Origin of the sequence: Pseudomonas sp. NMI542_15, from assembly GCF_021283425.1 — a bacterium.
In the GTDB taxonomy this organism is placed as follows: domain Bacteria; phylum Pseudomonadota; class Gammaproteobacteria; order Pseudomonadales; family Pseudomonadaceae; genus Aquipseudomonas; species Aquipseudomonas fortuita.
Window position 1 is genome coordinate 1 of record NZ_JAJSRO010000029.1, and the last position, 16,680, is coordinate 16,680.

At 62.6% G+C, this 16,680-nt stretch carries 13 protein-coding genes, 1 tRNA gene and 1 pseudogene; 2 read left to right on the forward strand and 13 right to left on the reverse strand.

Going from position 1 to position 16,680, the window contains the following annotated elements; translation table 11 throughout:
• From LU684_RS27220 to LU684_RS27265, 10 genes are all read right to left on the reverse strand, one after another.
• Positions 1–532 (reverse strand): hypothetical protein (locus LU684_RS27220; protein WP_232895244.1); only part of this gene is annotated, 532 nt, incomplete at its 3' end.
• Positions 533–691: 159 nt separating this feature from the next.
• Entirely contained in the window at positions 692–2,530 is a 1,839-nt protein-coding gene (locus LU684_RS27225; RefSeq protein WP_232895245.1) for a S9 family peptidase, read from the reverse strand.
• A complete protein-coding gene (gene pqqE, locus LU684_RS27230) occupies positions 2,496–3,656 on the reverse strand; it encodes a pyrroloquinoline quinone biosynthesis protein PqqE (protein ID WP_023047100.1) in 1,161 nt (386 codons plus the stop codon). Before pqqE ends, LU684_RS27225 begins: the two co-directional genes overlap by 35 nt.
• Positions 3,628–3,903, reverse strand: coding sequence for a pyrroloquinoline quinone biosynthesis peptide chaperone PqqD (pqqD, locus tag LU684_RS27235; RefSeq protein ID WP_232895246.1), 276 nt, complete (start codon positions 3,901–3,903; stop codon positions 3,628–3,630). The genes pqqE and pqqD overlap by 29 nt, the downstream gene beginning before the upstream one ends.
• Positions 3,900–4,655, reverse strand: coding sequence for a pyrroloquinoline-quinone synthase PqqC (pqqC, locus tag LU684_RS27240; RefSeq protein WP_012270176.1), 756 nt, complete (start codon positions 4,653–4,655; stop codon positions 3,900–3,902). Before pqqC ends, pqqD begins: the two co-directional genes overlap by 4 nt.
• Before the next feature lie 73 nt (positions 4,656–4,728).
• Entirely contained in the window at positions 4,729–5,640 is a 912-nt protein-coding gene (gene pqqB / locus LU684_RS27245) for a pyrroloquinoline quinone biosynthesis protein PqqB (RefSeq protein ID WP_232895247.1), read from the reverse strand.
• A 79-nt stretch (positions 5,641–5,719) separates the two neighbouring features.
• Positions 5,720–5,791, reverse strand: coding sequence for a pyrroloquinoline quinone precursor peptide PqqA (pqqA, locus tag LU684_RS27250; RefSeq protein WP_008365141.1), 72 nt, complete (start codon positions 5,789–5,791; stop codon positions 5,720–5,722).
• Positions 5,792–5,962: 171 nt separating this feature from the next.
• On the reverse strand, positions 5,963–8,251 hold the full coding sequence (gene pqqF / locus LU684_RS27255) for a pyrroloquinoline quinone biosynthesis protein PqqF (protein ID WP_232895249.1): 2,289 nt from the start codon (positions 8,249–8,251) through the stop codon (positions 5,963–5,965).
• Positions 8,252–8,308: 57 nt separating this feature from the next.
• Positions 8,309–9,103, reverse strand: a complete 795-nt coding sequence (locus LU684_RS27260) for a carbon-nitrogen hydrolase family protein (protein WP_232895250.1) — start codon at positions 9,101–9,103, stop codon at positions 8,309–8,311.
• A gap of 14 nt (positions 9,104–9,117) precedes the next feature.
• Positions 9,118–10,800 carry a flavin monoamine oxidase family protein gene (locus LU684_RS27265; RefSeq protein ID WP_060517982.1) on the reverse strand — a complete coding sequence of 561 codons (1,683 nt, stop codon included), beginning with the start codon at positions 10,798–10,800 and terminating at the stop codon, positions 9,118–9,120.
• 635 nt (positions 10,801–11,435) lie between these two features.
• On the opposite strand from LU684_RS27265, the gene LU684_RS27270 reads away from it, so the two are divergent.
• Positions 11,436–11,726: a hypothetical protein gene (locus LU684_RS27270; RefSeq protein WP_016484596.1), complete on the forward strand. Its 291-nt coding sequence runs from the start codon at positions 11,436–11,438 to the stop codon at positions 11,724–11,726.
• A 4-nt stretch (positions 11,727–11,730) separates the two neighbouring features.
• Here the strand turns inward: LU684_RS27270 and LU684_RS27275 are convergent, their stop codons facing one another.
• Positions 11,731–12,192 (reverse strand): Lrp/AsnC family transcriptional regulator, encoded by a 462-nt coding sequence (locus tag LU684_RS27275; protein WP_016484597.1) that lies wholly within the window; start codon positions 12,190–12,192, stop codon positions 11,731–11,733.
• Between the two features lie 174 nt (positions 12,193–12,366).
• Here LU684_RS27275 and LU684_RS27280 point away from each other — a divergent pair.
• Positions 12,367–12,548: pseudogene (locus LU684_RS27280) on the forward strand (serine acetyltransferase); the annotation flags it as partial.
• A gap of 92 nt (positions 12,549–12,640) precedes the next feature.
• On the opposite strand, the gene LU684_RS27285 reads toward LU684_RS27280, so the two are convergent.
• Positions 12,641–12,717, reverse strand: a tRNA-Ile gene (locus LU684_RS27285).
• A gap of 16 nt (positions 12,718–12,733) precedes the next feature.
• The gene (locus tag LU684_RS27290; protein ID WP_145913442.1) at positions 12,734–16,477 is read right to left on the reverse strand and encodes a bifunctional diguanylate cyclase/phosphodiesterase; all 3,744 of its coding nucleotides are present in this window, start codon (positions 16,475–16,477) and stop codon (positions 12,734–12,736) included.
• Positions 16,478–16,680 lie beyond the last annotated feature (203 nt).

Below are 16,680 nucleotides of genomic sequence, written 5' to 3' on the forward strand. Positions count from 1 at the left end.
TTCGATGGTCAAGTGGGTGTAGTGAGTAGTCATGCAGCACCTTACCTCGGGTGTTGCACTTGGTCACTGAGACCGCCAAGTCGTAAATCTGATTTTCTTCCCAGCCTTCATAGACCTCGTAGGGTGCCACATTCACTTTGATGGAGTTTGACTCGCACCGGTAATTGGTCGGGTGGGCGGGTTTGTCAAACAGCCAGACTTTCCCTCGCTCGGTATCGTGGACTACCTTGAGGCTGGCACCCGTGTCCGCATCGCCTGTTTCGACCATTCTGAACAGGTCATTGGGTGATTTCTGCTCATCTTCCTGGGTGCGGTCGAGGGGTGTGGTTGACCCGACCCACATCAGAAAGTTGTCAGGGACACTGGGTGGGCAGCGCTCCTCTTTAACTTCCGGCTGGTTCTTTTCAAGGATTGCACCTTGGGTTTTATACGGTGATAACCATTGCAGCCATAGCGCCCATGCCCGCATTACAAAAGGCTTATGGCCATTTTTTTGATCTTTGAGGAGTGCTTCGTGTTCGTCTTTTTCCATCATGGCGGCCCATTGTCAATTTACAATAGCCGCCGCCCTGATAGCGCATCCATTCAGATTCAAGGGCGGCGCGAATACCGCGACGTTAGGGCCTGAACCAAGACACGTCTACTGACAGAATTGCCAGGTAATCGTGGGTTTGCCGAATGCAAAGCACACTTAAACTTTATTGTGTTGAGGGTTGATCACGTTGCTAAAGAACAGCCACTCCTGTTCCAGCGCATGCGCCAGGTTACTTGCCTGCCGGAAGCCGTGCCGTTCGAGTGCATAGAAATGCCCCTCTGCCTGAACACCCTTGGCCTGGAGTGCTGCGAGCATTTTTCGGGTCTGCTCCGGTACCACTACCGCATCCAGTTCACCCTGGAAGAAAATCACTGGCGCCCTGATGCTGTCTGCATGCAGAAGAGGGGTGCGTTGGCGATAGCGTTCGGCATCCTGCTGCGGGTCGCCGATCAGCCAGTCCAGGTAATCCCCTTCGAACTTGTGGGTAGCACGGCCCAGGGCAACCGGGTCGCTGACCCCATAGAGGCTGGCGCCGGCGCGGAACACGTCATGGAACGCCAAGGCGCACAGGGTGGTGTAGCCCCCAGCACTGCCGCCGCGGATGAACGCCTTGTGCTGGTCGACCAAGCCCTGAGCAGCCAGGTATTCGACCGCCGCGCAAGCATCGGCCACATCGCTCTCACCCCAGCGCAGGTGCAGTGCCTGGCGGTAGTCACGGCCATAGCCGGTGCTGCCCCGGTAGTTCAGGTCGGCCACGGCAAAGCCGCGTTGAGTCCAGTACTGGATGCGTGGGTCCAGCACGGGATAGCAGGCTGACGTCGGCCCGCCATGGATGAACACCACCAGCGGTGCAGCGCCCTGCGACTGTGATGGCGGGTAGAAGAAACCATGCGCCTGCTCGCCTTCACTGCCGTAGTGGAAAGACTGCGGCAGGCTGATCTGTTCCGCCGGCAGTATTTCGGCACCACCGGCCAGCACGCGTACCTCGTGGTTGCGGCGGTCAATGGCAATCACTGCCGGCGGGCTGATGGGCGAGGCGGCGATGGCATACAGGTGTTCGCTGTCCATGGCCAGGCTGCGAAAGCGTGTGTAGGCACTGGCGTAACGCGCCATGCGGCCATCTTCAGCACGCAGCCCCAATTGCCCGAAGCCGTCTTTGAACCAGCTGGCCAGGTAGCTTTGCGGCCCCAGCGCCAACCAGGTGCAGGTGCCCATTTGCCAAGGCGCTGCCGCGTGGTCGGCAAGCTCCGCAGGCAACACCTGCCAGTGGCCATCGACTTCGCCCCAGGGCTGCCAGAAGCCGTTGCGGTCGGACAGACAGTAGAGACGGCCTTCGTCATCGAAGCGCGGCTGCTGCAGCGATTCGTCATCGCCGGCCACGCACTGCGCGGGCCCCCAATGGCCACTGCTGTCGCGGACGCGGCACATCAGCCGGGTGACGGTCCAAGGCTGTGCCGGGCGGTCCCATTCGACCCATGCCAGTCGTTGGCCATCGGCACTCACAGTGGGTGAGGCATAGAAATCGGCGCCCTCGGCCAACACCTCGCGGCTGCTGTCACCCAACGCAACCAGACGATGCTCCACCTGCTCGGCATGGCGTTCCTCGACGGCCAGCACCTGGCCACCGTGCCACTGCACATCGCCGTAGCGGCAGCTGCCGTCCTGGGTGAGCGCACGCGGTGGCAAATCGTCCAGCGGCTGGGTGTAGACCTGCTGGTCCTTTTCGTTGACGAACACCAGCCCGTCGCCACCCAGGCAGAAGCTGCCCCCGCCATACTCGTAGACCCGGCTGCGCACGCTGAAGCCATCCGGGGTCAGGCATCTAGCCTGGTGGTACAGCCAGTGCCAGATACGGCAAGCACCATCGGCCGGGCGAAATTCAATCCAGAACAGCCCGTCGGCACTGACTTTGAGTTCCGTGAAGTCGGTGCCGGCGGCAACCGCCTGGGCCGCGCTGAATTCAGCCGCGGGCGATGACACGGGAGTTTCGATCATTGCGGAAGGTCATCTGTTCAATGGCGAGCTGGGCGGTTTCCGCCTCCTCGCGGGCCTTGAGGATGATGCCGTGGTCGGCCGACTTGGCGCACACAGGGTCGGCGTTGCTGGCATCGCCGGTCAGCATGAAGGCCTGGCAGCGACAGCCGCCGAAGTCCTTTTCTTTTTCGTCGCAGGAGCGGCATGGTTCGCGCATCCACTCATAACCACGGAAGCGGTTGAAGCCAAACGACTCATACCAGATATGGTGCAGGTCGTGGTCGCGTACATTGGGGAACTGCACCGGCAGTTGGCGGGCGCCGTGGCAGGGCAGCGCGGTGCCGTCCGGGGTGATGGTGAGGAACAGGTTGCCCCAGCCATTCATGCAGGCCTTGGGGCGCTCTTCGTAGTAATCCGGGGTGACGAAAATCAGCTTGCACGGGCTGCCCTCGGCTTTGAGCTTGTCCCGGTACTCATTGGTGATGCGTTCGGCCCGCTCCAGCTGTGCGCGGGTCGGCAGCAGCCCCAGGCGGTTGAGGTGCGCCCAGCCGTAGAACTGGCAGGTGGCAAGCTCGACGAAGTCGGCTTCCAGGGCAATGCACAGCTCGATGATGCGGTCGATCTTGTCGATGTTGTGCCGATGGGTGACAAAGTTGAGCACCATCGGGTAGCCGTGGGCCTTTACCGCACGGGCCATCTCCAGCTTTTGCGCAAAGGCCTTCTTCGAACCGGCCAGCAGGTTGTTGACCTGCTCGTCGCTGGCCTGGAAGCTGATCTGGATATGGTCCAGGCCGGCCTTCTTGAAGTCGGCGATGCGCGCTTCGGTCAGGCCGATACCCGAGGTGATCAGGTTGGTGTAGTAACCCAGGCGGCGGGCTTCGCCGATCAAGTCGGCTAGGTCCTGGCGCACCAGCGGTTCACCGCCGGAAAAACCGATTTGCGCGGCGCCCATTTCCCGCGCTTCGGCCATCACCTTGAACCACTGTTCGGTGCTCAGCTCCTGGCCCTGGGCGGCGAAGTCCAGCGGGTTGGAGCAGTACGGGCACTGCAGTGGGCAGCGGTAGGTGAGCTCGGCCAGCAACCACAGCGGCAGCCCGACCTCGGGCGTGGGCGGTAACTCAGGCGAGGACGATCCAGTGTTCGGCACGGGCCACCTCCATGAACTGCTCGATGTCTTCGGCTACGTCCGGAGCATCGGGGAATTGCTGTTCGAGTTCGCTGATGATTGCTGCCACGTCACGCTGGCCGTCGATCAGGCCACCGATCAGGCTGGCGCTTTCGTTGAGCTTGATCATGCCCTCGGGGTAAAGCAACACATGGCCCTTTTGCGCTGGCTCGTACTGGAAGCGGTAGCCAGGGCGCCAGTTCGGCACCTGCTTGCGATCAAAATTCATAGGGTGATCCCCTTGTGCCACACCCGGTCCTGGGTGACGGAGTGATAAGGCGGGCGGTTCAGCTCGTAGGCCATGCTCATGGCGTCGAGCATGCTCCAGAGGATATCCAGCTTGAACTGCAGGATCTCCAGCATACGCTCCTGGCCCGCGCGGGTGGTGTAGTGCTGCAGGGTAATCGCCAGGCCGTGCTCCACGTCACGGCGGGCCTGGCCCAGGCGGGTGCGGAAGTACTCGTAGCCGGCCGGGTCGATCCACGGGTAGTGCTGCGGCCAGCTGTCCAGGCGCGACTGGTGGATTTGCGGGGCGAACAGTTCAGTCAGCGAGCTGCTGGCTGCTTCCTGCCAGCTGGCGCGGCGGGCGAAGTTGACGTAGGCGTCCACGGCAAAGCGTACGCCTGGCAGTACCAGCTCCTGGGAGCGTAACTGGTCCGGGTCGAGGCCGACGGCCTGGCCCAGGCGCAGCCAGGCTTCGATGCCACCGTCCTCGCCGGGTGCGCCGTCGTGGTCGAGCAGGCGCTGGATCCACTCGCGGCGTACTTCGCGGTCCGGGCAGTTGGCCAGGATCGCGGCATCCTTCATCGGGATGTTGACCTGGTAGTAGAAGCGGTTGGCTACCCAGCCCTGGATCTGCTCGCGGGTGGCGCGCCCCTGGTACATCGCCACGTGGTACGGGTGATGAATGTGGTAATAGGCGCCCTTGGCGCGCAGGGCCTGCTCGAATTCGGCAGGTGACATTGGCAGTGCGTCGCTCATTCGGCTGGCTCCTGTAAAGCTGAGTCTCGGCTCGATCCCACAGGGGAACTAAGTTGCTTGTGCGAGCTGTTTGTTACAACTCGATGCTCATGCCATCGAAGGCAACTTCGACGCCCCGGCGCAGGACTTCGGCGCGCTGGGGTGAGTCTTCGTCGAGAATCGGGTTGGTGTTGTTGATGTGGATAAGTACCTTGCGCTGGCGCGGGAAGCCGTCGAGGACTTCCAGCATGCCACCGGCCCCGTTCTGCGCCAGGTGACCCATTTCGCGGCCGGTGCGGGTGCCCACACCGCGGCGCTGCATCTCGTCGTCTTCCCACAGGGTGCCGTCGACCAGCAGGCAGTCGGCACCGTGCATCATCGTCAGCAGCTTGTCGTCTACCTGCCCCAGGCCTGGGGCATAGAACAGCTTGCCGCCGGTGCGAGTGTCCTCGACCAGCAGGCCCAGGTTATCGCCCGGGTGCGGGTCGAAGCGGTGTGGTGAGTAGGGCGGCGCGGCGCTGCGCAGGGGGAACGGAGTGAAGCGCAGGTTGGGGCAGGCGTCGATCACGAAGCTGCCTTCCAGCTCGATGCGGTTCCACTGCAGGCCACCGTTCCAGTGGCTGAGCATGTTGAACAGCGGGAAACCGGTGGTCAGGTCCTGGTGGACCATGTCGGTGCACCACACCTGGTGTGGGCAGCCCTCACGCAGGCTCAGCAGGCCGGTGGTGTGGTCGATCTGGCTGTCCAGCAGGACGATGGCGTTGATGCCGGTGTCGCGCAGGGCCCGGGCCGGCTGCATTGGCGCAAAGCCTTGCAGTTGGGCGCGGATGTCGGGCGAGGCATTGCATAACACCCAGTGCACGCCGTCGTCGGACAGGGCGATGGATGATTGAGTGCGCGCCGTTGCCCGCAGGGTGCCGTCACGGTAGCCCTTGCAGTTGACGCAGTTGCAGTTCCACTGCGGGAACCCACCACCGGCGGCGGAGCCGAGAACCTGGATGTACATGGCCACTCTCTATGCAGAAAACCGTATCGTAAAAACGAAAACGCCCCGGCGGGCCGAGGCGTTGAGGCGCAAGCCTGGCTTAGCGGCTTGCGAAGTACATGGTGACTTCGAAACCGATACGCAGGTCAGTGTAAGCAGGTTTGGTCCACATGGAATTACTCCTTCCGAATGAGGGTTGGGTTGCTCAGCTACTACTTGGGTACCGCCATGGCTCGGCAGTTCCCTGAAACTGGGATTGCGCTATCTTACAAGAAAAATTTGTACTGAAAGGTTAATTATTCGAAAAGCGCCGTTGCGATTGGCGTAACAATCGAGAGGTTGTTCACGGCCATTCGAGGGCTGGCGCGGCAGCGTTGGCCAAGCAGAGCCAAGGGCAATCCTTATCGAGCAAGGTGCCCAGCAGCTGGTCCAGATCCGTCTGCCGCGTCTTCAAGATAGCCTTGCGCAGCTCATCCAGCCTGCCAGGTTGTGTAGCCAGGTGTGTCTGCCATGCCCATTCGGCGACGTCGGCGTTGGCCATGGCGGGCTCGTCGAATTGCCCGGCCAAGGCCAGGCGAGCGCCCGGATCCAGCGTTATGCCTTGGCGCAGGAGGGTAAACAGGTGGTCGAGGATCTGCGCCTGGCGGGTATGCGGCGACTGCACGCCAAACAGCAGGCCGCCGACGCCCTCGACCTGACGAAAGGTACTGAATACCGCGTAGCCCAGTTGCAGCTCTACCCGCAGCCTTTGGTAAACCGGGCCTTGCAGCAGTTGTGCGAGCAGCCGCCCGCTGGCTTCGCTGGCCGCAGGTAGCGGGCAGAACAGCAGCAGGGCGTGTTCACTTCCCGGTACTTCTGCGTGCTGCCAACGGTGTCTGGCCCATTTCGGCAAGGGGCCAGGCAGCGAGCCTTGCCCAGGGCACTGCTGCAACGCGGTGCCCAAGGCGCCCAGAGCGACATCGTCGAACCCTGTGGCAAGGCCATGCCAGTGTGTGTGCTGCCACAGGCTGTCGAGTTGCGGCTGTGCCGGCGTGCAGGCAGGCATACTGGCGGGGTGGGCGCCCAGTACCGCATCGGGCAGTTGCTTGAGCAAGGCCCTGATGGGGATCAGTGGCGGTGCCGTTGCCGCGTAGGGCCGCCAGCAGTTTTCTCCTGGCATGAGCATGAGTGCCAGGGCCTGCTCCACAGCCCGAAGCACTGCTGCTGGTTGCCCTGCGCAGCGCAATTGCCAGTATTCGCCAACAGCACTGAACAGCAGTTGCACCGAGGCGCGCTCGCAACGCTCCTGCAATGGGGCCAGCGCTTGTTCCAGCACCGCCTGCATGCGCTGGCGCAAGGGCGAAGGCACGTGCCAGCGCAGGTACAGCGCAGCGCACTGACGAGTACCAGGCAGCACGTCGCTGGTTTTCAGGGCCGGCGGTAGAGGTTGCGCTGGGGCATTGGGCACATCTGCCATGAGCAAGGGGTCGACCGGGGGCAGCTGCCATTGCCCGTGCGCTTGGCTCGGCAGGCCCTTCAGCAGTGCACTGAGGGCCAGCAGACCTTGCGCGTCCAGTTTGGCGAACGGCTGGCCCGTGCTGTCCCGGCGGGCCAGCTCAAGCGCGCCGGCGCTGCGTGCGCGGCTGCGCTGCAGCAGGCCGAATGCGTGGTTGATCTGCTCAAGGTCGGCCTGGCGGATGAAGCCGAACCAACCTTGCAGCAGGGCATCTGCTTCCTCCTGGTTGGCGCTTGCGCTCAGTTGCAAGTCAATGCGCCAAAGTAACTGCCCGGCGAAGTTGTACAGCATCTCGGCCTTGAAGCTTTGCAGCCAGCCACGTTGGCGCAGCGCATCCAGCCAGGAACCTGGGCGGTTGTCACCGAGGCAGCTGATCAGTAATTCCAGCGCCTGCTCGGCACCTGCCGGGAGCTGTTCATGGGTAAAGACCAGGCGCGCGCGCGTTGGCGACAATGACGGTGGCAGCGTTTGTGGCACCGGCGTGCCCGTTGCGAACAGGCTGGCATGCTGCCTGCCCAGCTGCTCCAGCTCATCCAGAGACTGTGGGCCACACAGGCTCAAGGTTATCTGGCCGCCTTGGTAATACCGTTGGTGAAAACCTTCGAGGGCTTGCTGGAAGGCAGGGTTCTGCAAGGCCAGGGTGTGCCGGTTACCGGCGTGAAAAGCGCCTAGCGGATGGCCCTGCGACACCGATTGCAGCAAGGCGAACTGCTGCTGAGCCTGCGGGTCGCGCGACCAGGCAATGAACTCGGCGTGGATCACTTCGCGTTCACGGCGTTGGCGCTCGATGCCCAGGTCGGGCTCGGCCAGCATCTGGCACAGGCGCTCAAGCCCTCCGGCCAAGGCATTGGTCGGGACTTCGAAGAAAAAGTCTGTGGCGCGCTCCCGGGTGCTGGCGTTGACCTGGCCGCCGAGAGCCTGGACGTAGCGCATCAGGCCGTCGTCCAAGGGGAACCGCGCGGTGCCGAGGAAGAAAAGGTGTTCGAGGAAGTGGGCCAGGCCGGGCCACCTGGCGGGCGCGTCGTGGCTGCCCGCGTGCACCCGCAATGCGGCAGCCGAGCGCTTCAGGCGCGGGGCGTGGCGCAGGGTCAGCTGCAGGCCGTTGGCGAGGGTGAGATGGCGAGTGGTGTCAGGCATGGGAACTCCGGTAACTGGGGTCCATGCTAACCCATTTGTTTGCAGGCCCGGCCCCAGTCAGCTTTTACGCAAGTGCAGTTCCTGGCGCAGGTCTGTCAGGTAAGGAAACGCCTCCCGCCCCTGCACCACCCGTTCATGCTCCAGCTCCGCCAGCAGCAGGCCTTCATCCCGCCCGGCCATGGCCAGCAGGCTGCCATCCGGGCCGATGATGCTGCTCTGCCCGCAATACTGGATCGGGTCTTCCGAGCCGCAATAGTTGGCATACACCAGGTAGCACTGGTTTTCCTGCGCCCGCGCCCTCACGGTCACCTGGCAGATGAAGTCGTACGGGGTCATGTTCGCCGTCGGCACCAGGATCAGTTCGGCACCGTCCAGCGCCACGCGTCGGGCGTTCTCCGGGAACTCGATGTCGTAACAGATCAGCAGCCCGACTTTCCAGCCGTCCAGTTCCACCACCGGGAAGTGGTCGGGGCCTGCGCTGAACATCGAGCGGTCCAGATCCCCGAACAGATGGGTCTTGCGGTAGTTGCTCAGGCTGCGGCCGTGCGCATCAATCAACTGCACACTGTTGTAGATCGCACCATCATCGCCGCGCTCGGGATAGCCGTAGACAATAGCGATACGGTGCGCCTGGGCAATCTCCACCACGCCCATCGCCGCCGGTCCATCGCTGGCTTCGGCCAGCCGCTCTACCTGGGCCAGGCCGATGTTGTAGCCGGTCAGGAACATTTCCGGGCACACCAGCAGTTGCGCGCCGCGCTCGGCAGCCAGCTGGGCCTGGTGGTGCAGCCGTTGCAGGTTACCGGGCACGTCCAGTGGCTTGGGAGCGCCCTGGAACAGAGCAATGCGCATGGTGCCTCCTTGTGTCAGTCTGCCAGGGCGATCGGGCCGATCTCGTCAAACACATCGCCCGGGCCGGGGTTGTCCGGGTGGGTCTGGCCACCGAAGTGGTTCATGATACCCCACACCGCATTCAGCGATGTCTGCACCGCGCCTTCCACCCACGCCGGGGTCCACGACACGTCGTCACCGGCGATGAACATGCCGCGCTGCTCGGCAGGCATGTCTTGCTGCATGAAGTGCGCGTACATGCGCTGGTTGTAGCGGTAGTGGCCCGGCAGTGCGCCTTTGAAGGCGCCGAGGAAGTGCGGGTCTGCCTCCCAGGAAATAGTGATTGGGTCGCCGATGATGTGCCCGGCGATATCGGTCTTGGGGTAGATCTTCTTCAGCGCATCCAGGGCCAGCTGGACGCGCTTTTCCACGGGGTGCGGCAACATTTTCAGCGCGTCGCTCATCCAGGCGTAGGACAGGCAGATCACACCCGGCTTGTCGTCGCCGTTGTCGAACAGGTAGGTGCCGCGGGTGAGGCGATCGGTGAGGGTCATGCTCATCAGGTCGCGGCCGGTTTGCGGGTCCTTGTCCTTCCAGAACGGCCGGTCGACCATGACGAAGGTCTTCGACGACTGCATGTAGCGGGTGCGGTCCAGCGCCATCCACATCTTTTGCGAAAACAGCGATTCCTCGCAGTCGATCTGGGTGGTCAGCAGCCAGGTCTGGCAGGTGGCGAGCACGGCGCCGTAGTGGCGGGTGTCGCCCCAGTTGTCGGTGACCGCCAGGCGGCCATCAGCGGCACGGGCAATGCGCTTGACCCCGGTGCGCGGCGCACCGCCGTGCAGGCCACTCAGGCTGGTGCCCTCCGGCCAGTGGGCGCAGCGCTCAGGCACATGGCGCCAGATACCTTGCGGCACCTGCTCCACTCCGCCCACGACCAGGTGTTGGTGATCGTCGCAGTTGGTCATCACCACGCGGAAAATTTCCAGCATCGAGTTGGGGAAGTCCGAGTCCCACCCGCCGGTGCCGAAGCCGACCTGGCCAAACACTTCGCGATGCTGGAAGCTCAGTTTGGCGAACGAGCGCGAGGTGGCGACAAAGTCGTAGAAGGTGCGGTCATCCCACAGTGGGACCAGCTTGTTCCACAGTTCCTTCAGGCGCGGTACATCCCGGTCGCGGATGGCCTGCTGGATGTCGGCGAACTGGGCGCCGCTTTCCAGCGCATCGGCCCAGGCGTCGGCTACTTCGTGGAACAGCTTGGGCAGGTCGGTGGTTTTTTCGGCGTAGTAGGTCTGGCCTTCCAGGTCGATCACTGTGCTGCCCGAGGCCGGGGTCAGCGGGTTGGGGAAGGGCTTGGTTTCCAGGCCCAGCTTGTCCACGTAGTGGTAAAAGGCAGTGGACGACACCGGAAAGCGCATGCCACCGAGTTCGGCGATGATCCCGTCGGTGCCGTTGAAGGCTTGCGAACGCAGCCTGCCACCCAGCTTGGAGGCCTCGTACACCACCGGCTTCAAGCCCAGTTTCATCAGCTCATAGGCCGCCACCAGGCCGGCGATACCAGCACCCACGATTGCCACTTCCTCACCGTGACGCTCAGCTGGGATGCTGCCCAGGCCTGCGGGGTGTTCCAGCCAGTCGTCGAAAGCGAAGGGGAAGTCCGGGCCGAAGATGGTGATCGGCTTCTTGCCGTCGGCGGGGTGGCGGTTTTTCTTGTTCATGAAGTGACCTTGCCAGAGAGGCTGCGCGGGTGGCGGAGCCTGAGTATAGGAGATGGCTGGAGGTCATTTTAAGGCGTGGGGGAATCGTAATTAAGGTGCATATTGGCGTCTTAATGTATTACTTTTCGTCGAAAAAGTAAGTTTAAAATTATTTATGACGAAGTGCTTGTAGTGCGATTTGCTGTGCCTATCAGATCGAGCGCCGCCCGCGATGCGCCGCGCGGGCGGCGCTCGATCTGATAGGCGCAGTAAATTGCAAGGCAAGCACCTGGTGGCCTCATGCGGCCTCTCTGGCGGGCATAAGTACACTTTGGACGGGGTCTGATCAGCCAATTCCTACACCCAACGCTCGAAATAAAGAATTACCCTACGCTCGCTATCGCCTCAGTCTGGCATCGCGGGAACGGCTTCATCGTTAACTTCACCGGGTCGCCGGAAATTCGGTGATCGGGCGTGAGAACCCGCTGATCTTTCTAGAGGCGCACTGTTATGGCAGCTGTGCGCGGGCAGGCTTTGCCTGGCCGGGTATGCGCCTCCAAGTTCGCCGGTTCTCACCTCGCGCATGGCTGCCACCCAATTCCCGTGAGAAGGAAGCGATTGGCCGCCAGTCATCCCTGTGATCTGGAGGCTATACCATGACTGACCGTTTGCCCGATCAACCTGTAAAACTGCAACCCACCGCTGAAAAGCCCTTCTGCAACTGCGAATCCAGCCACCCGCCGCTATTCGCCATCCGTCCTGGCATCGACGCCGCCGACGCTCTAGTCCACGCCTGCCTGCTGGCCCGTGGCCTCAACCAGATTGCCACTGACTACGCCCAGCACCACGCCCCCGAGCGTAGCCGAGACATCGTCTGGTCGATGCAGCATTCTGCCGAGAGCCTTTCGGCGATTCTGGAGGGGCTGCTCGACGGCCAGGAGGCCTGATTGATCAGAGCGGCTGACCGCGATCCACCTTGCTGCTGAGAATGATCGACGTGGTGGTCTTCTCCACCCCGTCGACACTGCCGATCTGGTCGAGCAACTGGTCCAGTTGCTCAGGTGAGTCCGTAAGCAGCCAGGCCACATAGTCGAACTCGCCGCTTACCGCGCACAGCTGCTGCACCTGTCCCATGGCACTCAAGCGCCGCACCACTTCCTTGCCGGAGCGCGGCTGCACCTTGATCCCCACATACGCCTGCAGCCCGCCACCCAGCACCCGCTGACCCAGACGTACGCCATAACCGGAGATGACCTTGTTCTTCTCCAGACGCTCCAGGCGCGAATTGACGGTGGTGCGGGCGATACCCAGCTGGCGGGCGAGGGTGGCGACACTTTCGCGGGCGTTGATTTGCAGCAGGGCGATCAGTTGGCGATCGATTTCATCCAGCGTGATGGAGCGGGAATCCGACATGGCGAGCCTCTTCGGTTGGCCTGCTAGCCTAGCCAGCGAGTGGCAATCAGGGCAAGGCCGGGCACAGCTGGCAAATCTGACGCGGTCCCACAGAGGAATCGCGGGTGTGGTGGAGGCTGCGTCTTTTGCACTAATTCGGCATGATGAAGCCCCCAGTTCATCGCGAACCTCAGCGTGAGCTTCAACCACCTGCTCGAATGCTGGCGACTGGAAGTCTCCAACAAGAAAAGGCCCGGACGCCGTACCAGCCTGCTGCTGAATGTGCTGTGCCGTGTACTCAAGGACAACAAGCTGCGCTTTCTCTTGACGCCCGCGGCGGCCTGGCCCGGCGTCATGCCCGGCACATGCAGCAGCGACCCGGGGCAGGGCGTGCACGGAAAAAGTGAGCGTGTTTGCGCAGTTGGTCTACAGGCAAAAAAAAGCCGCGCATTTGCGCGGCTTTCGTATGTGGTGGGCCCACACGGACTCGAACCGTGGACCAAAGGATTATGAGTCCTCTGCTCTAACCAACTGAGCTATAGGCCCTCAGTAAGTGGCCGGATTATAACGGGGGTTTCGCACCTGTGCCATCTGAAAGATCCGATAGTGCTATGCGAAGAAACGCTGTCGCGAACTCCTCGGGCGGCAGTGGCAGGCTGACGATGTAGCCTTGGATCTGCTCGCAGCCCTCGGCCGCCAGGAAGCGTTGCTGGGCCTGGTTTTCCACACCTTCGGCAATGATGGTCAGTTGCATGCTGCGGCCCAGGGCAATGATTGCACGGGCGATGGCGGCATCGTGCGGGTCGTCGGGCAGGCCGCGGATGAACGACTTGTCGATCTTCAGAATGTCCAGCGGCAGGCGCTTGAGATAGCTCAGCGATGAATAGCCGGTGCCAAAGTCGTCGATGGCCAGTTGCACGCCCAGTTTTTTCAACTGGTACAGCACGGCCAAGGCCTCTTCAGCTTGGCTCATGATGAAGTTTTCGGTGATCTCCAGCTGCAAGTCACCTGCCTTGAGTTGGTGATGCTTGAGCAACTGTTCGATGCGCCGTGCCAGGTGCGGCTGGCGTAGCTGGGCGCCCGCGAGGTTGATCGACAAGGGGCCGAAGGGTTCGTAGTGCTGCTTCCAGGCCTGCATCTGCTGGCAGGCCTGTTCCAATACCCAGTCGCCGAGCTGGAGGATGGTGCCGTTCTCCTCCGCCAGGTGGATGAAGTGCTCCGGGGGCACTTCACCAAAGGTCGGGTGGCTCCAGCGGATCAGCGCCTCGGCGCCGACCAGGCTCTGGGTCTTGAGGCTGAGCTTGGGCTGGAAGCACAGGCTCATTTCGTTGCGTTCGACGGCACGGCGCAGTTCGTGTTCCAGAGCAATGCGTTCGCTGGCCTGGGCGGTGAGGTCGCGGGTGTAGGCTTCGACGCGGTTGCGGCCCTTGGCTTTGGAGCGGTACATGGCAGCATCGGCGTTGCGGATCAGTGTGGCAACGTCGCTGCCATCCTGTGGATAAAGGCTGATGCCGATGCTGGCGCTGGTGAAAAACTCATGCTCACCGGCCTGGAACGGTGCGATGAAGCAGGCCAGCAGCTTGTTGGCGATGGTACTGGCGTCACTGGGTTTGTGCAGGCCGGGCAGCAGGATGATGAACTCGTCGCCGCCCAGGCGGGCCACGGTGTCGACGTCACGCACCTGCTCCTTGAGGCGCTGGGCAATGCCCTTGAGCAGCAAGTCGCCGACCGGGTGGCCGAGGCTATCGTTGATGTGCTTGAAGCGGTCGAGGTCGAGGAACAGCACCGCACCCTGGCGGTTGGACACCTGCGCGCAGGTGAGCACGGCCTGCAGGCGGTTCTCGAACAAGGCACGGTTGGGCAGGCCGGTCAGCGGGTCGTGGTGGGCCTGGTAGTCGAGCTTGGCCTGGGCATGCTTGAGGCTGGAAATGTCGGCGAACACAGCAACGAAGTGAGTGATCTCGCGTTCGCTGTTGCGCACGGCGCTGATGGTCAGCCAGCCGGGGTACAGTTCGCCGTTCTTGCGCTTGTTGTAGATCTCGCCTTGCCAGTGACCCTCGGCGGTAAGCTGGTGCCACATGGCGGCATAGAAGGCGCTGTCGTGCTGGCCGGAGGCAAGCAGGCGCGGGGTCTGGCCGAGGGCTTCGATTTCGCTGTAGCCGGTGATTTCGCTGAAGGCACGGTTGACGGCACTGATGCGCTGGTCGATGTCGGTGATCAGCACGCCTTCGGCAGTGTTCTCGAACACGGTGGCGGCCAGTTGCAGTTTTTCCTGCATCAGGTGGCGCTCGGTGATGTCGCGGGCGATGGTCAGCATGCAGTCGACGCCGGCAATCGGCAGGGGCCTGGCGGACAGCTCGCACAGGCGGACCTGCCCGTCGCTGCGGCGGATGTGGCAGGTGAAGTCACGCACGAAACCGTCGCGGTTGAGCTGGTCGACCAGGCGTTTGCGTTCGTTGAGGTCGACCCAGATACCCAGGTCCAGCGAGGTCTGGTCGATAGTCGGGTTCAGGTCATAGCCAGTCAGACGGCAGAAGCCTTCGTTCACCTCAAGCAGCAAACCGTCGCTCTGGCGCGACAGCAGCAGGCCGTCGGGCGAGGCGTGGAAGGCCTTGGCGAACTTTTCTTCTGAAGTTTGCAGCTGCTGCTGGGTCTCCTTGAGCTGGCTGATGTCGCGAACTGCCACAACCAGCGCGGGGGTGCCGTCCAGTTCGAAGGTTTCGGCCGAAGTCAGGCCGGTGAAGAGTTGGCCATTACTGCGGCGAAAGCTCATCTCCAGGTTGCGGATGCCACCTTGGTGCAGGCGCTCAAGCAGCGGCGGGCCGGAGCCTTCGACGCCCCACAGGTTCAGGTCGGTGGCGCTGCGGCCAAGCACCTGGTCCGGGTTCAGGCCAATCTGCTCTTCGAAGGCTTCGTTCACCTCCAGCAGGCAGCCGTCGCTGTGGCGGGCAATCAGTAGAATGTCGGGGCACTGCTGGAACACCGAGGCAAACTTTTGCTCGGAAAGACGCAGGGCGTCCTCGGTGCGCTTGGTTTCGCTGATGTCGATCATCAGCCCGCGCATCACCGGCTGGTGCCCGTGCTCGATCATGCTGACAATGTTGCGTATCCACAATGGCTGACCGTCGGCCCGTATCACCCGATAGTCCAGGCTGTGGTCGCGTCCGGCTGCGGTTTCGCTGTCGCAGTATGCCTGCGCCCAGAGCGCGTCCTCCGGGTGCAGGATGCTGCGCCAGAAGCCCGGTTTGAGCCAGTCGCCAAGCGGGTAACCCAGCAAGTCTTCGGCGTGCGGTGAGACATAGCTGTAGGTGAAGTCGTTGGCGTCGGCTTCCCAGGCGATGGCTGACAGGCTCTCGACCAGGCCGCGGTAGTGGTACTCACTGCTGCGCAGCTCCTGCTCCAGCGCGATGCGCCGGGAAATTTCCGAGCTGAGGCGGCGGTTGATACGGATGACCACGGCCAGAACGGCCATCAGCAAAAGGACTGTTGGCAAGCCATATACCAGCAGGTCGGACCAGAACATCCGTTGGTCGACCACGTTACCCACCCAGCGCTGCTGGATCTGGCTGACTTCGCCGCTGCTCATATCAGCCATGACTTTGTCCAGAATGCCCACCAGCACTTTGTTGTCACGTGGTGCGGCCATGGCGAGCTGATAGCGGTAGGGCGTTTCACCACTGACGTAGAGGCCGTCGAGCTTGAGCTGTCGCAGGCTCCAGATGCTTGACGCCAGGTCGCCGACCACCGCGTCCACTTGATCGGTAGCCAAGGCCTGCAGTGTGGAGCTGACATTGGGCAGCGCCACCAGGTTGAGGTCGGGGTGATGGGTACGCAGCAGTTCATGCGGGGCGTAATTTTCGACTACGGCAATCTTCAGGCCATACAGGTCGTCCAGTTTGCGCGGTTGGACACCGCCTTTGTGGGCGAGGATGACGATCGGGAAGTCGAGGTACGGACGGGTGAAGGCCAGGTAGCCTTGGCGTTCGGGCGTGGACATGATGCCTGGCAGCAGGTCGATGCGGTTATCCCGTGCCTGCGCCAGTACCTCGGTCCAGCTGCTGGGCTCGACCGGTTTGAGCGTCACGCCCAGGCGTTGCTGGATCGCAGCGATGTAATCGGCGGCCAATCCCTGGTACCGGCCCTCCTGGTCGCGAAACTCGAACGGTGGCCAAGAGGCGTCTACACCCAGGCTCAGCTGCGGGTGGGCAGCCAACCAGGCTTTTTCCTCGTCTGTCAGGGTCAGGGCGCCGGCCGTCGTGTTCCACAGAATCAGGAGCAGCAACAGAATGGCCGGCATAAGTGGCATAGCAGCCTCGCATTCTTGGGGTCTGACGTCGAGTGTAGACGGGCATTGCGCAAGCGTGGGGTAAGCGAGAGACGTGTAGGTGCAGCCTTGTGCTGCGAAAGGGCCGGTATGGGCGGAGGTGTTCGGTGACCCGGATGGCCTCTTCGCAGCACAAGGCTGCTTCTACAGGGACCGCGAGCGCTTCAAAAGGCAGAAAAGAAAAA

Excerpts from the sequence above, each read along its gene's own strand:
- pqqC (WP_012270176.1), bottom strand. The coding sequence starts at position 4,655 with ATGAGCGACGCACTGCCAATGTCACCTGCCGAATTCGAGCAGGCCCTG.
- LU684_RS27275 (WP_016484597.1), bottom strand. The coding sequence starts at position 12,192 with ATGTCGGATTCCCGCTCCATCACGCTGGATGAAATCGATCGCCAACTG.
- pqqB (WP_232895247.1), bottom strand. The coding sequence starts at position 5,640 with ATGTACATCCAGGTTCTCGGCTCCGCCGCCGGTGGTGGGTTCCCGCAG.
- pqqF (WP_232895249.1), bottom strand. The coding sequence starts at position 8,251 with ATGCCTGACACCACTCGCCATCTCACCCTCGCCAACGGCCTGCAGCTG.
- LU684_RS27260 (WP_232895250.1), bottom strand. The coding sequence starts at position 9,103 with ATGCGCATTGCTCTGTTCCAGGGCGCTCCCAAGCCACTGGACGTGCCC.
- pqqD (WP_232895246.1), bottom strand. The coding sequence starts at position 3,903 with ATGAATTTTGATCGCAAGCAGGTGCCGAACTGGCGCCCTGGCTACCGC.
- LU684_RS27225 (WP_232895245.1), bottom strand. The coding sequence starts at position 2,530 with ATGATCGAAACTCCCGTGTCATCGCCCGCGGCTGAATTCAGCGCGGCC.
- LU684_RS27290 (WP_145913442.1), bottom strand. The coding sequence starts at position 16,477 with ATGCCACTTATGCCGGCCATTCTGTTGCTGCTCCTGATTCTGTGGAAC.
- LU684_RS27265 (WP_060517982.1), bottom strand. The coding sequence starts at position 10,800 with ATGAACAAGAAAAACCGCCACCCCGCCGACGGCAAGAAGCCGATCACC.
- LU684_RS27270 (WP_016484596.1), top strand. The coding sequence starts at position 11,436 with ATGACTGACCGTTTGCCCGATCAACCTGTAAAACTGCAACCCACCGCT.